Source organism: Streptomyces sp. NBC_01224 (assembly GCF_036002945.1).
In the GTDB taxonomy this organism is placed as follows: domain Bacteria; phylum Actinomycetota; class Actinomycetes; order Streptomycetales; family Streptomycetaceae; genus Streptomyces.
Window position 1 is genome coordinate 3,889,696 of the sequence record NZ_CP108529.1, and the last position, 15,789, is coordinate 3,905,484.

Annotated in this window: 12 protein-coding genes; 1 reads left to right on the forward strand and 11 read right to left on the reverse strand. The window is 69.0% G+C overall.

Annotated features, from left to right (window positions below):
* Positions 1 to 48: 48 nt before the first annotated feature.
* Positions 49 to 657, forward strand: a complete 609-nt coding sequence (locus OG609_RS16945; RefSeq protein ID WP_327278080.1) for a Uma2 family endonuclease — start codon at positions 49 to 51, stop codon at positions 655 to 657.
* Between the two features lie 27 nt (positions 658 to 684).
* Here the strand turns inward: OG609_RS16945 and recQ are convergent, their stop codons facing one another.
* From recQ to nuoE, 11 genes are all read right to left on the reverse strand, one after another.
* Positions 685 to 2,700, reverse strand: coding sequence for a DNA helicase RecQ (gene recQ, locus OG609_RS16950; protein WP_385649818.1), 2,016 nt, complete (start codon positions 2,698 to 2,700; stop codon positions 685 to 687).
* Between the two features lie 133 nt (positions 2,701 to 2,833).
* Positions 2,834 to 4,498, reverse strand: coding sequence for an NADH-quinone oxidoreductase subunit NuoN (gene nuoN / locus OG609_RS16955; protein WP_327273582.1), 1,665 nt, complete (start codon positions 4,496 to 4,498; stop codon positions 2,834 to 2,836).
* A complete protein-coding gene (locus OG609_RS16960) occupies positions 4,495 to 6,066 on the reverse strand; it encodes an NADH-quinone oxidoreductase subunit M (RefSeq protein ID WP_327273583.1) in 1,572 nt (523 codons plus the stop codon). Before OG609_RS16960 ends, nuoN begins: the two co-directional genes overlap by 4 nt.
* A gap of 4 nt (positions 6,067 to 6,070) precedes the next feature.
* Positions 6,071 to 7,966, reverse strand: a complete 1,896-nt coding sequence (gene nuoL, locus OG609_RS16965; protein ID WP_327273584.1) for an NADH-quinone oxidoreductase subunit L — start codon at positions 7,964 to 7,966, stop codon at positions 6,071 to 6,073.
* 14 nt (positions 7,967 to 7,980) lie between these two features.
* Complete coding sequence (gene nuoK, locus OG609_RS16970) at positions 7,981 to 8,280, reverse strand: NADH-quinone oxidoreductase subunit NuoK (RefSeq protein WP_093543641.1); 300 nt, start codon at positions 8,278 to 8,280, stop codon at positions 7,981 to 7,983.
* Positions 8,277 to 9,104, reverse strand: coding sequence for an NADH-quinone oxidoreductase subunit J (locus OG609_RS16975; protein ID WP_327273585.1), 828 nt, complete (start codon positions 9,102 to 9,104; stop codon positions 8,277 to 8,279). The genes nuoK and OG609_RS16975 overlap by 4 nt, the downstream gene beginning before the upstream one ends.
* Positions 9,101 to 9,730 (reverse strand): NADH-quinone oxidoreductase subunit NuoI, encoded by a 630-nt coding sequence (gene nuoI / locus OG609_RS16980; RefSeq protein WP_327273586.1) that lies wholly within the window; start codon positions 9,728 to 9,730, stop codon positions 9,101 to 9,103. The genes OG609_RS16975 and nuoI overlap by 4 nt, the downstream gene beginning before the upstream one ends.
* Entirely contained in the window at positions 9,723 to 11,123 is a 1,401-nt protein-coding gene (nuoH, locus tag OG609_RS16985; RefSeq protein WP_327273587.1) for an NADH-quinone oxidoreductase subunit NuoH, read from the reverse strand. Before nuoH ends, nuoI begins: the two co-directional genes overlap by 8 nt.
* Positions 11,120 to 13,651, reverse strand: coding sequence for an NADH-quinone oxidoreductase subunit G (locus OG609_RS16990; RefSeq protein WP_327273588.1), 2,532 nt, complete (start codon positions 13,649 to 13,651; stop codon positions 11,120 to 11,122). Before OG609_RS16990 ends, nuoH begins: the two co-directional genes overlap by 4 nt.
* A complete protein-coding gene (gene nuoF, locus OG609_RS16995) occupies positions 13,648 to 15,018 on the reverse strand; it encodes an NADH-quinone oxidoreductase subunit NuoF (RefSeq protein ID WP_327273589.1) in 1,371 nt (456 codons plus the stop codon). Before nuoF ends, OG609_RS16990 begins: the two co-directional genes overlap by 4 nt.
* Positions 15,018 to 15,788 carry an NADH-quinone oxidoreductase subunit NuoE gene (gene nuoE, locus OG609_RS17000; RefSeq protein WP_327278082.1) on the reverse strand — a complete coding sequence of 257 codons (771 nt, stop codon included), beginning with the start codon at positions 15,786 to 15,788 and terminating at the stop codon, positions 15,018 to 15,020. The genes nuoF and nuoE overlap by 1 nt, the downstream gene beginning before the upstream one ends.
* Between the last annotated feature and the right edge of the window lies 1 nt (position 15,789).

The following is a 15,789-nucleotide window of genomic DNA, read 5'->3' on the forward strand; positions in this document are numbered from 1 at the left end:
GGCGGATATGCCGGACAGATCCGCGAGACTCCGTGCATGGGAGCACTGATGGGCGTCGGCCCCGAGGCGAACGAGCCGAGGTGGGCGGTGCCGCCCGTGGGCGGCTGGACCGCCGATGACCTGGACACACTCCCGAATCTGCCTCCGCACACGGAGCTGATCGACGGGAGCCTTGTTTTCGTGAGTCCGCAGACCGTATTCCACGAGCGCGCGACCGACTTTCTCAAGTGGCAGCTGCAGTCGCTCGCACCGCTCGACCTGGAAGTCTTTCGCGAATTCACCGTCGACGTCGACTGGCAGAACCGGCCCGAACTCGATGTGGTCGTCGTGCGGGCGGATGCAGTCGAGAGTCTGCGGCAGACACGGTTCCGCGCCGAGACGGTGTTGCTGGCGGTCGAGGTCGTGTCCGACGAATCCCTGACCCGGGACCGGGAGACCAAGCCCGTGAAATACGCGCGGGCGAGGATCCCTCACTACTGGCGGGTGGAGAACCAGGACGGCCGGGCGGTGGTCTACGTCTTCGAGCTGGAACCGGCCACCGGCGCCTACACCTCCACCGGCGTCTTCCACGACCGGATGAAGGTCTCCGTCCCCTTCCCCGTCGATCTCGATCTCACCGCGATCGTCTCGCGGCGCCGGGCGGCGGCCCCGGCGTAGACCGGCGACCGCCGCCGGGCCCGGCACTCACTCGTACTCCGGCGGCTCCTCGTCCCAGCCGAACTCCGAGCCGTCGTCGAAGGACACCGGCGCGGGGGCAGCAGCCAGGACCGGTACGGGGGCCGCTGACGGGACCGGTACGGGGCCGGCTTCCGGTTCCGCGCCGGTCCCGTCAGCGGCCTCCCCGAACGACGCGAGCACCTCCAGCACCCCCTCCCCGTACGTCGCCAGCTTCTTCTCGCCCAGGCCGCTGATTCCGCCCAGCGCGGCCACCGAGTCCGGCCGCACCGTGGCGATCTCGCGCAGCGTCGCGTCGTGGAAGATGACGTATGCCGGGACGCCCTGTTCCTTCGCCTGGGCGCCGCGCCAGGCCCGTAGCGCTTCGAAGACCGGGACGGCCTCGGGCGCCAGCTCGGCGGCGGACGCCTGGGTCTTCGCCTTGCGCTCGCCCTTCGTGGAGCGCGACGCGGGCCTCGGCGCCTCCTTGCGCAGCAGCACCTCGCGCTCCCGGCCGAGCACCGAGCCACTCTCCTGAGTCAGCACCAGCGTGCCGTACTCGCCCTCGACCGCGATCAGCCCCTGGGCGAGCAACTGCCGCACGACTCCGCGCCATTCGGCCTCGGCCAGCTCCTCGCCGATGCCGAAGACCGAGAGCTGGTCGTGGTCGAACTGGATGACCTTCGCCGTCTTGCGGCCGAGCAGGATGTCGACGATCTGGCCCGCACCGAACTTCTGCCCTCGCTCCCGCTTCAGCCGCACGACGGTCGACAGCAGCTTCTGCGCGACCACCGTGCCGTCCCAGGTCTCGGGCGGGGTGAGGCAGGTGTCGCAGTTGCCGCAGGTCGCCGCGGTGGGCTCTTGGCCGAAGTACGTCAGGAGCTGGGCGCGGCGGCACTGGACCGTCTCGCACAGGGCCAGCATCGAGTCGAGGTGGGAGGCCGCGCGGCGGCGGAACGCCTCGTCGCCCTCGCCACCCTGGATGAGCTTGCGCTGCTGGACCACGTCCTGGAGTCCGTACGCCATCCAGGCCGTGGACGGCAGCCCGTCACGCCCGGCGCGGCCGGTCTCCTGGTAGTAGCCCTCGACCGATTTCGGCAGGTCCAGGTGGGCGACGAAGCGCACGTCCGGCTTGTCGATGCCCATGCCGAAGGCGATGGTCGCGACGACGACCAGGCCCTCCTCGCGCAGGAAGCGGGACTGGTGGACGGCGCGCGTGCCCGCGTCCAGACCGGCGTGGTACGGGACGGCCTCGATGCCGTTGCGGCAGAGATACTCGGCGGTCTTCTCCGTCGAGTTGCGTGACAGGCAGTAGACGATGCCCGCGTCCCCGGCGTGCTCCTCCTTGAGGAAGGAGAGCAGCTGCTTCTTAGGGTCGGCCTTCGGCACGATCCGGTACTGGATGTTGGGCCGGTCGAAGCTGGCGACGAAGTGCTTCGCGTCGGGCATGCCCAGGCGCTGTGTGATCTCCTGGTGCGTGGCGTTGGTCGCGGTGGCCGTCAGGGCGATGCGCGGTACGTCGGGCCAGCGCTCGCCGAGGACGGAGAGGGCCAGATAGTCCGGGCGGAAGTCGTGGCCCCACTGGGCGACGCAGTGCGCCTCGTCGATCGCGAAGACGGAGATCTCGCCACGGGAGAGCAGGCCGAGCGTGGTGTCCAGGCGGAGCCGCTCCGGGGCCAGATAGAGCAGGTCGAGCTCGCCGGCGGCGAACTGGGCCTCCATCGAGCGGCGCTCGTCGAAATCCTGCGTGGAGTTGATGAAGCCGGCCCGCACACCGAGCGCCCGCAGCGCGTCCACCTGGTCCTGCATCAGGGCGATCAGGGGTGAGATGACGATGCCTGTACCGGCTCTGACCAGGGCCGGGATCTGGTAGCAAAGCGACTTTCCGCCACCGGTCGGCATGAGCACGACGGCGTCCCGGCCCGCCACCACATGGTCGACGATCGCTTCCTGCTCGCCGCGGAACGCCTCGTACCCGAACACCCGGTGCAGCGTCTGCAGCGCGTCGCTCTCGGTCACATCCATGGTCCCGCCCGTCGCGCTCATTGCCCTGTCCCCCGAAGTCGTGCCGTTCTGTCCTGTCGCCGTCCCCTGCCACGATAGGCGCCGCCTACGACAACGCCGGACGGGCTTGACTTCTCGGGCCCGTCCGGCGTTGTCCCAGCTGTGTGCGTGTGTGCTACCTCACGAACACTCCCGCCTGGCTCGCCAGGTCCAGGAAGTACTGCGGGGCCAGGCCCAGCACCAGCGTGACCGCGACCCCGACCCCGATCGTCGTCATCGTCAGCGGGGACGGGACGGCGACCGTCGGGCCGTCCGCCTTCGGCTCGCTGAAGAACATCAGCACGATGACCCGGATGTAGAAGAACGCGGCGATCGCCGACGAGATCACACCAACGACGACCAGGCCGCCAGCGCCGCCGTCGGCCGCGGCCTTGAAGACGGCGAACTTTCCGGAGAACCCTGAGGTGAGCGGGATACCGGCGAAGGCCAGCAGGAACACCGCGAAGACTGCGGCGACCAGCGGCGAGCGCCGGCCGAGCCCGGCCCACTTCGACAGATGCGTCGCCTCGCCGCCCGCGTCGCGCACCAGGGTGACGACGGCGAACGCGCCGACCGTCACGAAGGAGTACGCGCCCAGGTAGAAGAGGACCGACGAGATGCCGTCCGGGGTGGTCGCGATGACACCGGCGAGGATGAAGCCGGCGTGTGCGATCGAGGAGTAGGCGAGCAGCCGCTTGATGTCGGTCTGGGTGATGGCGACGATCGCACCGCCCAGCATCGTGACGATCGCGACGGCCCACATGACCGGGCGCCAGTCCCAGGCGAGGCCCGGCAGCACCACGTACAGCAGCCGCAGCAGCGCACCGAACGCGGCGACCTTGGTGGCCGCGGCCATGAAGCCGGTGACCGGGGTCGGGGCGCCCTGGTAGACGTCCGGGGTCCACATGTGGAACGGGACGGCGCCGACCTTGAAGAGCAGGCCGGTCAGGATCATCGCCCCGCCGATCAGGAGCAGCGCGTCGTTGCCCATGGTGTCGGCGAGCGCCGGGTCGATCCGGGTGATGGAGCCGTCGACCACGTTCGCGATGGTGGCGTACGAGACGGAGCCCGCGTACCCGTACAGCAGGGCGATCCCGAAGAGCAGGAACGCCGACGAGAAGGCGCCGAGCAGGAAGTACTTCACCGCGGCCTCCTGCGACATCAGCCGCTTGCGGCGGGCGACGGCGCACAGGAGGTAGAGCGGGAGGGAGAAGACCTCCAGGGCCACGAAGAGCGTCAGCAGATCGTTGGCCGCCGGGAAGACCAGCATGCCGGCCACCGAGAAGAGGACCAGCGGGAAGACCTCGGTGGTGGTGAATCCGGCCCTGACCGCGGCCTTCTCACTGTCGCTGCCGGGGACCGACGCGGCCTGTGCGGCGAACGAGTCGACGCGGTTGCCGTGCGCGGCGGGGTCGAGCCGCCGCTCGGCGAAGGTGAAGACGGCGACCAGTGAGGTCAGCAGGATGGTGCCCTGCAGGAAGAGTGTCGGCCCGTCGATCGCGATGGCGCCCATCGCGGCGATGTGCGCCTTCGTCGTGCCGTATCCCCCGGCCGCCAGGCCGATGACCGCGGCGAACGCGGCGGCGAGGGCGACGACCGTCAGGAATACCTGCGTGTAGTAGCGGGCCCGGCGCGGCACGAAGGCCTCGACGAGTACGCCCACGACGGCGACACCGATCACAATGAGGACCGGGGTCAGCTGGGCGTACTCGATGACCGGTGCCTTGAACTTCTCGGCCGGGGCGGCCGATGTCACCCCGCCCGCCATTGTCCACAGGCTGTGGACAGCTGTTGCGCTCACTTGGCGGCCTCCACCTCAGGCTGGGGGTCCTTCTTCTGGACGTCCGACATGGTGTGCTGCACCGCCGGGTTGACGATCTCCGTCAGCGGCTTCGGATAGACACCCAGGAAGAGCAGCAGCGCGATCAGTGGCAGGACCACCACCAGCTCCCGGACCTTGAGGTCCGCCATGCCCTGGACTTCGGCCTTCACCGGTCCGGTCATCGTCCGCTGGTAGAGGACGAGGACGTACAGCGCGGCGAGCACGATGCCGGTCGTGGCGATGATGCCCGCCGCCGGATACGCGCTGAACGTGCCGACGAGGACCAGGAACTCACTGACGAACGGGGCGAGTCCGGGCAGCGACAGGGTGGCCAGACCGCCGATCAGGAAGGTGCCGGCCAGGACCGGCGCCACCTTCTGCACCCCGCCGTAGTCGGCGATGAGCCGCGAACCGCGCCGGGTGATCAGGAAGCCCGCCACCAGCATCAGCGCGGCGGTCGAGATCCCGTGGTTGACCATGTAGAGCGTGGCGCCCGACTGGCCCTGGCTCGTCATCGCGAAGATGCCCAGGATGATGAAGCCGAAGTGCGAGATCGACGCATAGGCGATCAGCCGCTTGATGTCGCGCTGGCCGACGGCGAGCAGCGCCCCGTACACGATGCTGATCAGCGCCAGGACGACGATCACCGGCGTCGCCCACTTGCTGGCCTCCGGGAAGAGCTGGAGGCAGAAGCGGAGCATCGCGAATGTGCCGACCTTGTCCACGACCGCGGTGATCAGGACGGCGACCGGGGAGGTCGCCTCACCCATGGCGTTGGGAAGCCAGGTGTGCAGCGGCCACAGCGGGGCCTTCACCGCGAAGGCGAAGAAGAACCCGAGGAAGAGCCAGCGCTCCGTGCTGGTCGCCATGGAGAGCGAGCCGCTCGCCCGGGCCTCGGCGATCTCGGAGAGCGAGAACGTCCCCGCGACCACGTACAGGCCGATCACGGCGGCCAGCATGATGAGGCCGCCGACCAGGTTGTAGAGGAGGAACTTGACGGCGGCGTAAGAGCGTTGGGCAGCCGCGTTCTCGTCGCTGCCGGTGTGTGCCCGGTCCCCGAAGCCGCCGATGAGGAAGTACATCGGGATGAGCATGGCTTCGAAGAGGATGTAGAAGAGGAAGACGTCGGTGGCCTCGAAGGAGAGGATCACCATCGCTTCGACCATCAGGATCAGGGCGAAGAAACCCTGAGTCGGCCGCCAGCGCGAGGACTTGTTCTCCAGGGGGTCGGCGTCGTGCCAGCCGGCCAGGATGACGAAGGGGATCAGCAGGGCGGTGAGCGCCATGAGCGCCAGCCCGATGCCGTCCACGCCCAGTTCGTACCGGACGCCGAAGTCCTTGATCCAGGCATGCGATTCGGTGAGCTGGTAGCGGGCGCCGCCGGGCTCGAAGCGGGCGAGCGCGATGCCCGCCAGTACGAGCGTGGCCAGCGAGAAGAGCAGCGCCAGCCATTTGGCGGTGGTGCGCCGGGCGGCCGGGACGGCGGCGGTGGCGATCGCACCGATCGCCGGGAGCGCCGCCGTCGCTGTCAGGAGGGGAAAGGACATGTGATCAGACCGCCCTCATCAGCAGGGTCGCGGCGATGACGACCGCCGTACCGCCGAACATCGAGACCGCGTAGGAGCGGGCGTAGCCGTTCTGCAGTTTGCGCAGTCGGCCGGAGAGCCCGCCCATCGAGGCGGCCGTGCCGTTGACGACGCCGTCGACCAGGGTGTGGTCGACGTACACCAGGGAGCGGGTGAGGTGCTCGCCGCCGCGGACCAGGACCACATGGTTGAAATCGTCCTGGAGGAGATCGCGGCGGGCGGCCCGGGTGAGCAGCGAGCCGCGCGGGGCGACGACCGGAACGGGCTTGCGTCCGTACATCGCCCAGGCGATGGCGACGCCGATGACGAGCACCACCATGGTGGCTGCCGTGACGGTCGCGGCGCTGACCGGGGCGTGGCCGTGGCTGTGGCCGGTGACCGGCTCCAGCCAGTTCAGGAAGCGGTCGTTGAAGGAGAAGAGGAATCCGGCGAAGACCGAACCGAACGCCAGGATGATCATGGGGATGGTCATCGACTTCGGGGACTCGTGCGGATGCGGCTCGTGTCCCTCCGCGTCGGGCTGCCAGCGCTTCTCACCGAAGAACGTCAGCAGCATCACGCGCGTCATGTAGAACGCGGTGATCGCGGCGCCCAGCAGGGCCACCGAGCCGAGGATCCAGCCCTCGGTGCCGCCCTTGGCGAAGGCCGCCTCGATGATCTTGTCCTTGGAGAAGAAGCCGGACAGACCGGGGAAGCCGATGATCGCCAGATAGCCGAGGCCGAAGGTGATGAAGGTGACCGGCATGTACTTCCTGAGGCCGCCGAACTTCCTCATGTCGACCTCGTCGTTCATGCCGTGCATGACCGAACCGGCGCCGAGGAATAGCCCGGCCTTGAAGAAGCCGTGGGTCACCAGGTGCATGATCGCGAAGACGTAGCCGATCGGGCCGAGCCCGGCGGCCAGGATCATGTAGCCGATCTGCGACATCGTCGACCCGGCGAGGGCCTTCTTGATGTCGTCCTTCGCACAACCGACGATCGCACCGAAGAGCAGCGTGACCGCACCGACGACCACGACGGCCAGCTGTGCGTCCGGCGCCGCGTTGAAGATCGCGCCGGACCGGACGATGAGGTAGACACCCGCGGTCACCATGGTCGCGGCGTGGATGAGGGCCGAGACCGGGGTCGGGCCCTCCATCGCGTCACCGAGCCAGGACTGCAGCGGCACCTGGGCCGACTTGCCGCAGGCCGCGAGCAGCAGCATCAGGCCGATCGCCGTCAGCTTGCCCTCGCTCGCCTGACCGGTCGCCCCCAGGACGGGACCGAAGGCGAAGGTGCCGAATGTGGTGAACATCAGCATGATCGCGATCGAGAGGCCCATGTCGCCGACCCGGTTGACCAGGAATGCCTTCTTGGCGGCCGTCGCCGCGCTGGGCTTGTGCTGCCAGAAGCCGATCAGCAGGTACGACGCCAGACCGACGCCCTCCCACCCGACGTACAGCAGCAGGTAGTTGTCGGCGATGACCAGGATCAGCATCGCCGCAAGGAACAGGTTCAGATAGCCGAAGAAGCGGCGCCGGCGCTCGTCGTGCGCCATGTAGCCGATCGAGTAGATGTGGATCAGCGTGCCCACACCGGTGATCAGCAGCACGAACGTCATCGACAACTGGTCCAGCTGGAAGGCCACATCGGCCTGGAAGCTCTCGACCGGAATCCAGCTGAACAGCTTCTGGTGCAGCGCCCGGTCCTCCGCGCCCTTCCCCAGCATGTCGAGGAAGAGCACGACACCGATGACGAACGACACGGCGGCGAGCAGGGTGCCGACCCAGTGTCCGGCGCGGTCCAGCCGTCGGCCGCCGCAGAGCAGGACCGCGGCTCCGAGCAGAGGCGCCGCGACGAGCAGCGCAATCAGGTTCTCCACGATTCAACGTCCCCTTACAGCTTCATCAGGCTGGCGTCGTCGACCGAGGCCGAGTGGCGGGAACGGAACACCGACACGATGATCGCGAGCCCGACCACGACCTCGGCGGCAGCGACGACCATCGTGAAGAAGGCGATGATCTGCCCGTCGAGATTGCCGTGCATCCGGGAGAAGGTCACGAACGCGAGGTTGCAGGCGTTGAGCATCAGCTCCACGCACATGAAAACCACGATCGCGTTCCGCCGGATCAGCACCCCGGCCGCACCGATCGTGAACAACAGGGCGGCGAGATAGAGGTAGTTGACCGGATTCACTTGGCGACCTCCTCATCTTCGTTGTCACGGCCGAGTCGCTCCTCGGAGCGCTGCTCCAGCGCCTTGAGCTGGTCCAGCGACTCGTTCGACACATCGCGGATCTGCCCGCGATTGCGCAGCGTCTGCATGACGGTGAGCTCGGACGGTGTGCCGTCCGGGAGCAGACCCGGGATGTCCACGGCGTTGTGCCGGGCGTAGACACCGGGGGCGGGCAGCGGGGGCAACTGCTTGCCGCGTACGCGCTCCTCGGACATCTCCCGCTGGGTCTTGGCCCGTTCGGTGCGCTCCCGGTGGGTGAGCACCATCGCACCGACCGTCGCCGTGATCAGCAGGGCGCCGGTGATCTCGAAGGCGAAGACGTACTTGGTGAAGATGAGGCTGGCCAGCCCCTCGACGTTTCCGCCGTGCTCGGCGTTGGCGGTGCCGAGCCCGTTGAAGCTGTTCAGCGAGGCGTTTCCGATGCCCGCGATCAGCAGGACGCCGAAGCCGATCCCGCAGCCCGCGGCCAGCCAGCGCTGGCCCTTGAGGGTCTCCTTCAGGGAGTCGGCCGCCGTGACGCCGACGAGCATGACCACGAAGAGGAACAGCATCATGATCGCGCCGGTGTAGACGACGATCTGGACGACGCCCAGGAAGTAGGCGCCGTTGGCCAGATAGAACACCGCCAGGACGATCATTGTCCCGGCGAGGCTCAGCGCGCTGTGCACGGCTTTCTTCATCAGTACGGTGGACAGCGCGCCGAGCACGGCGACGATGCCCAGCACCCAGAACTGGACGGCCTCGCCGGTCGAGGTCTGGGAGGCCGCCGCGGCCAGGCCGGTCATGCGTCCACCTCCCGCGCGGAGCCGCTGTTCTCGTCGGCGCCGTCCGCCGGCTTCTCGCCCTTGGAGACCGCGACCTGGCGCTCCGTACCGGGCGCGGCCTCGGTGACGAGACCCCGGTAGTAGTCCTGCTCGTCCATCCCGGGGTAGATCGCGTGCGGGGTGTCGACCATGCCCTCCTCCAGGCCCGCGAGCAGCTCGTCCTTGGTGTAGATGAGGCTCTCGCGGGTGGTGTTGGCGAGCTCGAACTCATTGGTCATCGTCAGCGCCCGGGTCGGGCATGCCTCGATGCACAGTCCGCAGAGAATGCAGCGCGCGTAGTTGATCTGGTAGACGCGGCCGTAGCGCTCCCCCGGGGAGTAGCGCTCCTCGTCGGTGTTGTCCGCGCCCTCCACATAGATCGCGTCCGCCGGACAGGCCCAGGCGCACAGCTCGCAGCCGACGCACTTCTCCAGACCGTCCGGGTGACGGTTGAGCTGATGCCGACCGTGGAAGCGCGGCGCCGTCACCTTGTGCGTTTCCGGATACTGCTCGGTCAGCCGCTTCTTGAACATGGCCTTGAAGGTCACGCCGAAGCCGGCGACAGGGTTCTGGAACTTCTCCCCCGAGGGCTCTGATGACTCAGACACCGTCAGCCTCCTTTCCGTCACTCGAATTTCCGTCACTCTGAGTATCCGACCCGCCACTGACAACGAGCTCCCGCTCGCCCCGCGGCCTGCGGCGCGGCACCGGCGGCAGGGTCTGTCCGGGCAGCGGAGGCACCGGGAATCCGCCCGCCATCGGGTCGAACGCCGGCTCCGGGCCGGCCTCCGCCTGAGCGGCCCGGCCCTTCTTGTCGCGGAAGATGTCGGCGACGAAGGAGATCAGCAGGATCGCGATCACGGCCCCGGCCACGTACAGCACGATCTTCGAGAAGTCGTACCCCTCGTTGCGCAGCGCCCGTACTGTCGCGACCAGCATCAGCCAGACCACGGAGACCGGGATCAGGACCTTCCAGCCGAGCTTCATCAGCTGGTCGTAGCGGACCCGGGGCAGCGTGCCGCGCAGCCAGATGAAGAAGAACAGCAGCAGCTGGACCTTGATGACGAACCAGAGCATCGGCCACCAGCCGTGGTTCGCGCCCTCCCAGAAGGTGCTGATCGGCCACGGGGCCCGCCAGCCGCCCAGGAACAGAGTCGTGGAGACCGCGGAGACGGTGACCATGTTGACGTACTCGGCGAGCATGAACATCGCGAACTTGATCGACGAGTACTCGGTGTTGAAGCCGCCGACCAGGTCGCCCTCGGACTCCGGCATGTCGAACGGGGCCCGGTTGGTCTCACCGACCATCGTGACGATGTAGATGATGAAGGAGACCGGCAGCAGGATGATGAACCAGCGGTCCTGCTGCGCCTCCACGATCTTCGAGGTCGACATCGACCCGGAGTAGAGGAAGACCGAGGCGAACGCGGCTCCCATCGCGATCTCGTAGCTGATCATCTGCGCGCACGAGCGCAGACCGCCGAGGAGCGGGTACGTCGATCCGGACGACCAGCCCGCCAGCACGATGCCGTAGATCCCGACCGAGGCGACCGCGAGGATGTAGAGCATCGCGATCGGCAGGTCGGTGAGCTGCATCGCCGTACGGTGCCCGAAGATCGAGACCTCGTCGGACGGACCGAACGGGATCACCGCGATCGCCATGAACGCGGGGATGGCGGCGACGATCGGCGCGAGCACGTACACGACCTTGTCGGCGCGCTTGACGACGACGTCTTCCTTCAGCATCAGCTTCATGCCGTCGGCGAGCGACTGGAGCATGCCCCAGGGGCCGTGCCGGTTGGGGCCGATGCGCAGCTGCATCCAGGCGACGACCTTGCGCTCCCACACGATGGAGAAGAGCACGGTCACCATCAGGAACGCGAAGCAGAACACCGCCTTGATGACGACGAGCCACCACGGATCGGTGCCGAACATCGACAGATCCTCGGCGGCGAGTACGGCACCGCGCGGTGCCGCGGCCAGTTGAGCGAAAGCAGTCACGCCCCCACCTCCGGTGTGACGTCGGGAGTACCCGGTGCGGCGGGGCCGATCCGGACCAGACCGCCGGGCCGGGCGCCGGTGTCGGCCGGGACGCCCCGCCCGACGGAGTTCAGCGGCACCCAGACCACCCGGTCCGGCATGTCGGTGACCTTCAACGGGAGCTCGACGCTGCCCGCCGGGCCGGTGACGGCCAGCAGATCGCCGTCCTTCACGCCCGTCTCGGCCGCGGTGACGGCGGAGAGCCGGGCGACTGAGGCGTGCCGGGTGCCGGCCAGTGCGTCGTCGCCCTCCTGGAGCCGGCCCAGGTCGAGCAGCATCCGGTGGCCCGCGAGGACCGCCTCGCCGTCGCCGGGCCTGGGCAGCGGCCGCGCCGGCTCGTTCGGGTCGGTGGCGTGCGTGCCGGTCCAGCCGCCGAGCCGGTCCAGCTCACGGCGTACGGACTTCAGATCCGGCAGCGCGAAGCGACTGGCTCCATCAGCGCCTCCGACGCGGGCCATCGCGTCGGCCAGCATGTGCAGCACCCGCGCATCGGTCGGCGCGAGCGTCCGCGTCATCTGCTCGGGCTTCAGCGCCGCCTCGAACATCCGCGCCCTGCCCTCCCAGTTGAGGAAGGTGCCGGACTTCTCGGCCACCGCGGCAACCGGGAAGACCACATCGGCCCGCTCGGTCACCTCGCTGGGCCGCAGCTCCAGCGAGACCAGGAAGCCGACCTGGTCCAGAGCCTCCAGGGCCCGTGCCGGGTCCGGCAGGTCCACGGTCTCGACCCCGGCGACGACCAGCGCGCCCAGTTCACCGGTGGCCGCGGCCTCCACGATCTGGCCGGTGTCGCGGCCGAAGCCGGACGGGAGCTCGGCGACGCCCCAGACGGCCGCCACCTCGTCCCTGGCCCTCGGGTCGGTCGCCGGACGTCCGCCGGGCAGCAGCGACGGAAGCGCGCCCGCCTCCACCGCACCGCGCTCACCGGCCCGGCGCGGAATCCACACCAGCGTGGCCCCGGTCGCGGTGGCTGTCCGTACCGCGGCGGTGAGCCCGCCCGGCACGGCCGCCAGCCGCTCACCGACCACGATCACGGCACCCCCGCCGCGCAGCGCCTCGGCCGCCGCGGCTCCGTCGCCGTCGAGTCCGACGCCGCCCGCGATCGCGTCCAGCCACTCGGTCTCGGTGCCGGGGGCGGCGGGAAGCAGCGTGCCGCCCGCCTTCGTGAGGCCGCGCGTCGCGTGCGAGGCGACGGCGAACGTGCGCTGTCCGTGCTTACGGTTCGCCTTGCGCAGCCGCAGGAAGACGCCGGGCGCCTCCTCCTCCGACTCGAACCCGACCAGCAGCACCGTCGGGGCCTTCTCCAGCGAGGTGTACGTGACACCCGTGCCGTCCAGGTCCCGGCCTCGCCCGGCCACGCGGGCGGCCAGGAAGTCGGCCTCCTCGCTGCTGTGCACCCGGGCCCGGAAGTCGACGTCGTTCGTGTCCAGCGCGATCCGGGCGAACTTGCTGTACGCGTACGCGTCCTCGACGGTCAGCCGGCCGCCCGTGAGGACACCCGTCCTGCCGCGTGCGGCGGCGAGTCCGGCGGCCGCGGCGTCCAGCGCCTCGGGCCAGCTCGCCGGTTCCAGGACGCCGTCCGCGTTGCGTACCAGCGGAGTGGTGAGCCGGCCTGGCTGTTGCGCGTAACGGAAACCGAAGCGGCCCTTGTCGCAGACCCACTCCTCGTTGACCTCGGGATCGTTGGCGGCGAGCCGCCTCATGACCTTGCCGCGCCGGTGGTCGGTACGGGTCGCGCAGCCGCCCGCGCAGTGCTCGCACACCGACGGCGACGACACCAGGTCGAAGGGGCGGGAGCGGAACCGGTACGCCGCCGAGGTCAGCGCCCCGACCGGGCAGATCTGGATGGTGTTCCCGGAGAAGTACGACTCGAAGGGGTCACCCTCGCCCGTACCGACCTGCTGGAGCGCACCTCGCTCCAGGAGCTCGATCATCGGGTCGCCCGCCACCTGGTTGGAGAACCGGGTGCAGCGCGCGCAGAGCACACACCGCTCACGGTCCAGCAGCACCTGGGTGGAGATCGGGACGGGCTTCTCGAACGTGCGCTTCTTGCCGTCGAAGCGGGAGTCGGCGCCGCCGTGCGACATCGCCTGGTTCTGCAGCGGGCACTCACCGCCCTTGTCGCAGACCGGGCAGTCCAGCGGGTGGTTGATGAGCAGCAGCTCCATCACACCCTTCTGCGCCTTCTCGGCGACGGGCGAGGTGAGCTGCGACCTCACCACCATGCCGTCGGTGCAGGTGATGGTGCAGGACGCCATCGGCTTACGCTGGCCCTCGACCTCGACGATGCACTGGCGGCAGGCGCCGGCCGGGTCGAGGAGCGGGTGGTCGCAGAAGCGCGGGATCTCGATGCCGAGGAGTTCGGCGGCCCGGATGACCAGGGTGCCCTTGGGCACGCTGATCTCGATGCCGTCGATCGTCAGCGTGACGAGGTCCTCGGGCGGAAGGGCCGCCTCGCCGCCCCCGGAGGGCGCACTCGTGGTGACTGTCATGCGTTCACCCCCTGGTGAGCGTTCTTGTCGTCGGCCCAGGCGGTCGACCTGGCGGGATCGAAGGGGCAGCCCCTGCCCGTGATGTGCTGCTCGTACTCCTCGCGGAAGTACTTCAGTGAGGAGAAGATCGGCGAGGCGGCGCCGTCGCCGAGGGCGCAGAAGGACTTGCCGTTGATGTTGTCGGCGATGTCGTTCAGCTTGTCGAGGTCGGCCATCTGTCCCTTGCCGGCCTCGATGTCGCGGAGCAACTGGACGAGCCAGTAGGTGCCTTCGCGGCACGGTGTGCACTTGCCGCAGGACTCGTGGGCGTAGAACTCGGTCCAGCGGGTGACGGCCCGCACGACGCAGGTCGTCTCGTCGAAGCACTGGAGCGCCTTGGTGCCGAGCATGGAACCCGCGGCGCCGACACCCTCGTAGTCGAGCGGCACATCGAGGTGCTCATCGGTGAACATCGGGGTCGAGGAGCCGCCCGGGGTCCAGAACTTCAGCCGGTGGCCGGGGCGCATGCCGCCGCTCATGTCGAGCAGCTGGCGCAGCGTGATGCCGAGCGGGGCCTCGTACTGGCCGGGGCTCGCGACATGCCCGCTGAGCGAATACAGCGTGAAGCCCGGGGACTTCTCGCTGCCCATCGACTTGAACCAGTCCTTGCCCCGGTTCAGGATCGCGGGAACCGAGGCGATGGACTCGACGTTGTTCACCACAGTGGGGCAGGCGTACAGACCGGCGACCGCGGGGAAGGGAGGTCGCAGCCGGGGCTGGCCGCGTCGCCCTTCGAGCGAGTCGAGCAGCGCGGTCTCCTCACCGCAGATGTACGCGCCCGCGCCCGCGTGCACGGTGAGTTCCAGGTCGAGTCCCGAGCCCAGGATGTCCGTCCCGAGGAAGCCCGCCTCGTACGCCTCACGCACGGCCTCGTGCAACCGCCGCAGCACGGGGACGACTTCACCGCGCAGATAGATGAACGCATGCGAGGAACGAATCGCGTAGCAGGCGATCACGATGCCCTCGATGAGGCTGTGCGGGTTGGCGAAGAGGAGCGGGATGTCCTTGCAGGTCCCGGGCTCCGACTCGTCGGCGTTGACCACCAGATAGTGCGGTTTGCCGTCGCCCTGCGGGATGAACTGCCACTTCATGCCGGTGGGGAAACCCGCGCCGCCGCGACCGCGCAGACCGGAGTCCTTGACGTACGCGATGAGGTCGTCCGGCGACATGGCGAGGGCCTTGCGCAGACCCTCGTACCCCTCGTGACGCCGGTAGGTATCCAGGGTCCAGGATTCCGGCTGGTCCCAGAAGGCGGAGAGGACGGGGGAGAGCAGCTTCTCGGGGCTGCCCCCGCTGCCGTTGTCGTTGATTTCGGTTGCCAACGTCATCACTCTCCCTCCTCGCCTGTCGGGCCGGACAAGTGCTCCGGGTCCTGCGGGGCATCGGCGTTCCCCGACTCGCCCCGCGGGGCGACGACCCTCGGGTGCGGGTCCTCGCCCCTGGCGAGCCGGAGGCCGATCAGCGAGGCGGGGCCCGCGCCGCCGGACGCCTCGACGGCGCCGGGGCGCTCGTCGGGGAAGCCGGCGAGAATCCGGGACGTCTCCTTGTACGAGCAAAGGGGCGCGCCACGGGTGGGTTCGACGGTGCGCCCGGCGATCAGGTCGTCGACCAGCCGCGTCGCACTTTCGGGCGTCTGGTTGTCGAAGAACTCCCAGTTGACCATCACCACGGGAGCGAAGTCGCAGGCCGCGTTGCACTCGATGTGTTCGAGGGTGACCTTGCCGTCCTCAGTTGTCATATCGGGCCCGTCGTTGCCGACGCCGAGGTGCTCCTTGAGCCGGTCGAAGATGGCGTCGCCGCCCATCACCGCGCACAGCGTGTTGGTGCAGACACCGACCTGGTAGTCACCGCTCGGCTTGCGCCGGTACATCGTGTAGAAGGTGGCGACCGCGGTGACCTCGGCGGTGGTGAGGCCGAGCAGGTCGGCGCAGAACGCCATGCCCGTACGGGAGACGTAGCCCTCCTCGGACTGCACCAGGTGCAGCAGCGGAAGCAGCGCGGAGCGGCTGCCGGGGTAGCGGGCGATCACCTCCTTCGCGTCCGCTTCGAGCCTGGCGCGCACCTCGTCCGGGTAGGCGGGGGCGGGGAGCTGCGGCATC

Excerpts from the sequence above, each read along its gene's own strand:
- OG609_RS16945 (WP_327278080.1), top strand. The coding sequence starts at position 49 with ATGGGCGTCGGCCCCGAGGCGAACGAGCCGAGGTGGGCGGTGCCGCCC.
- recQ (WP_385649818.1), bottom strand. The coding sequence starts at position 2,700 with ATGAGCGCGACGGGCGGGACCATGGATGTGACCGAGAGCGACGCGCTG.
- OG609_RS16960 (WP_327273583.1), bottom strand. The coding sequence starts at position 6,066 with ATGTCCTTTCCCCTCCTGACAGCGACGGCGGCGCTCCCGGCGATCGGT.
- OG609_RS16975 (WP_327273585.1), bottom strand. The coding sequence starts at position 9,104 with ATGACCGGCCTGGCCGCGGCGGCCTCCCAGACCTCGACCGGCGAGGCC.
- OG609_RS16990 (WP_327273588.1), bottom strand. The coding sequence starts at position 13,651 with ATGACAGTCACCACGAGTGCGCCCTCCGGGGGCGGCGAGGCGGCCCTT.
- nuoF (WP_327273589.1), bottom strand. The coding sequence starts at position 15,018 with ATGACGTTGGCAACCGAAATCAACGACAACGGCAGCGGGGGCAGCCCC.
- nuoE (WP_327278082.1), bottom strand. The coding sequence starts at position 15,788 with ATGCCGCAGCTCCCCGCCCCCGCCTACCCGGACGAGGTGCGCGCCAGG.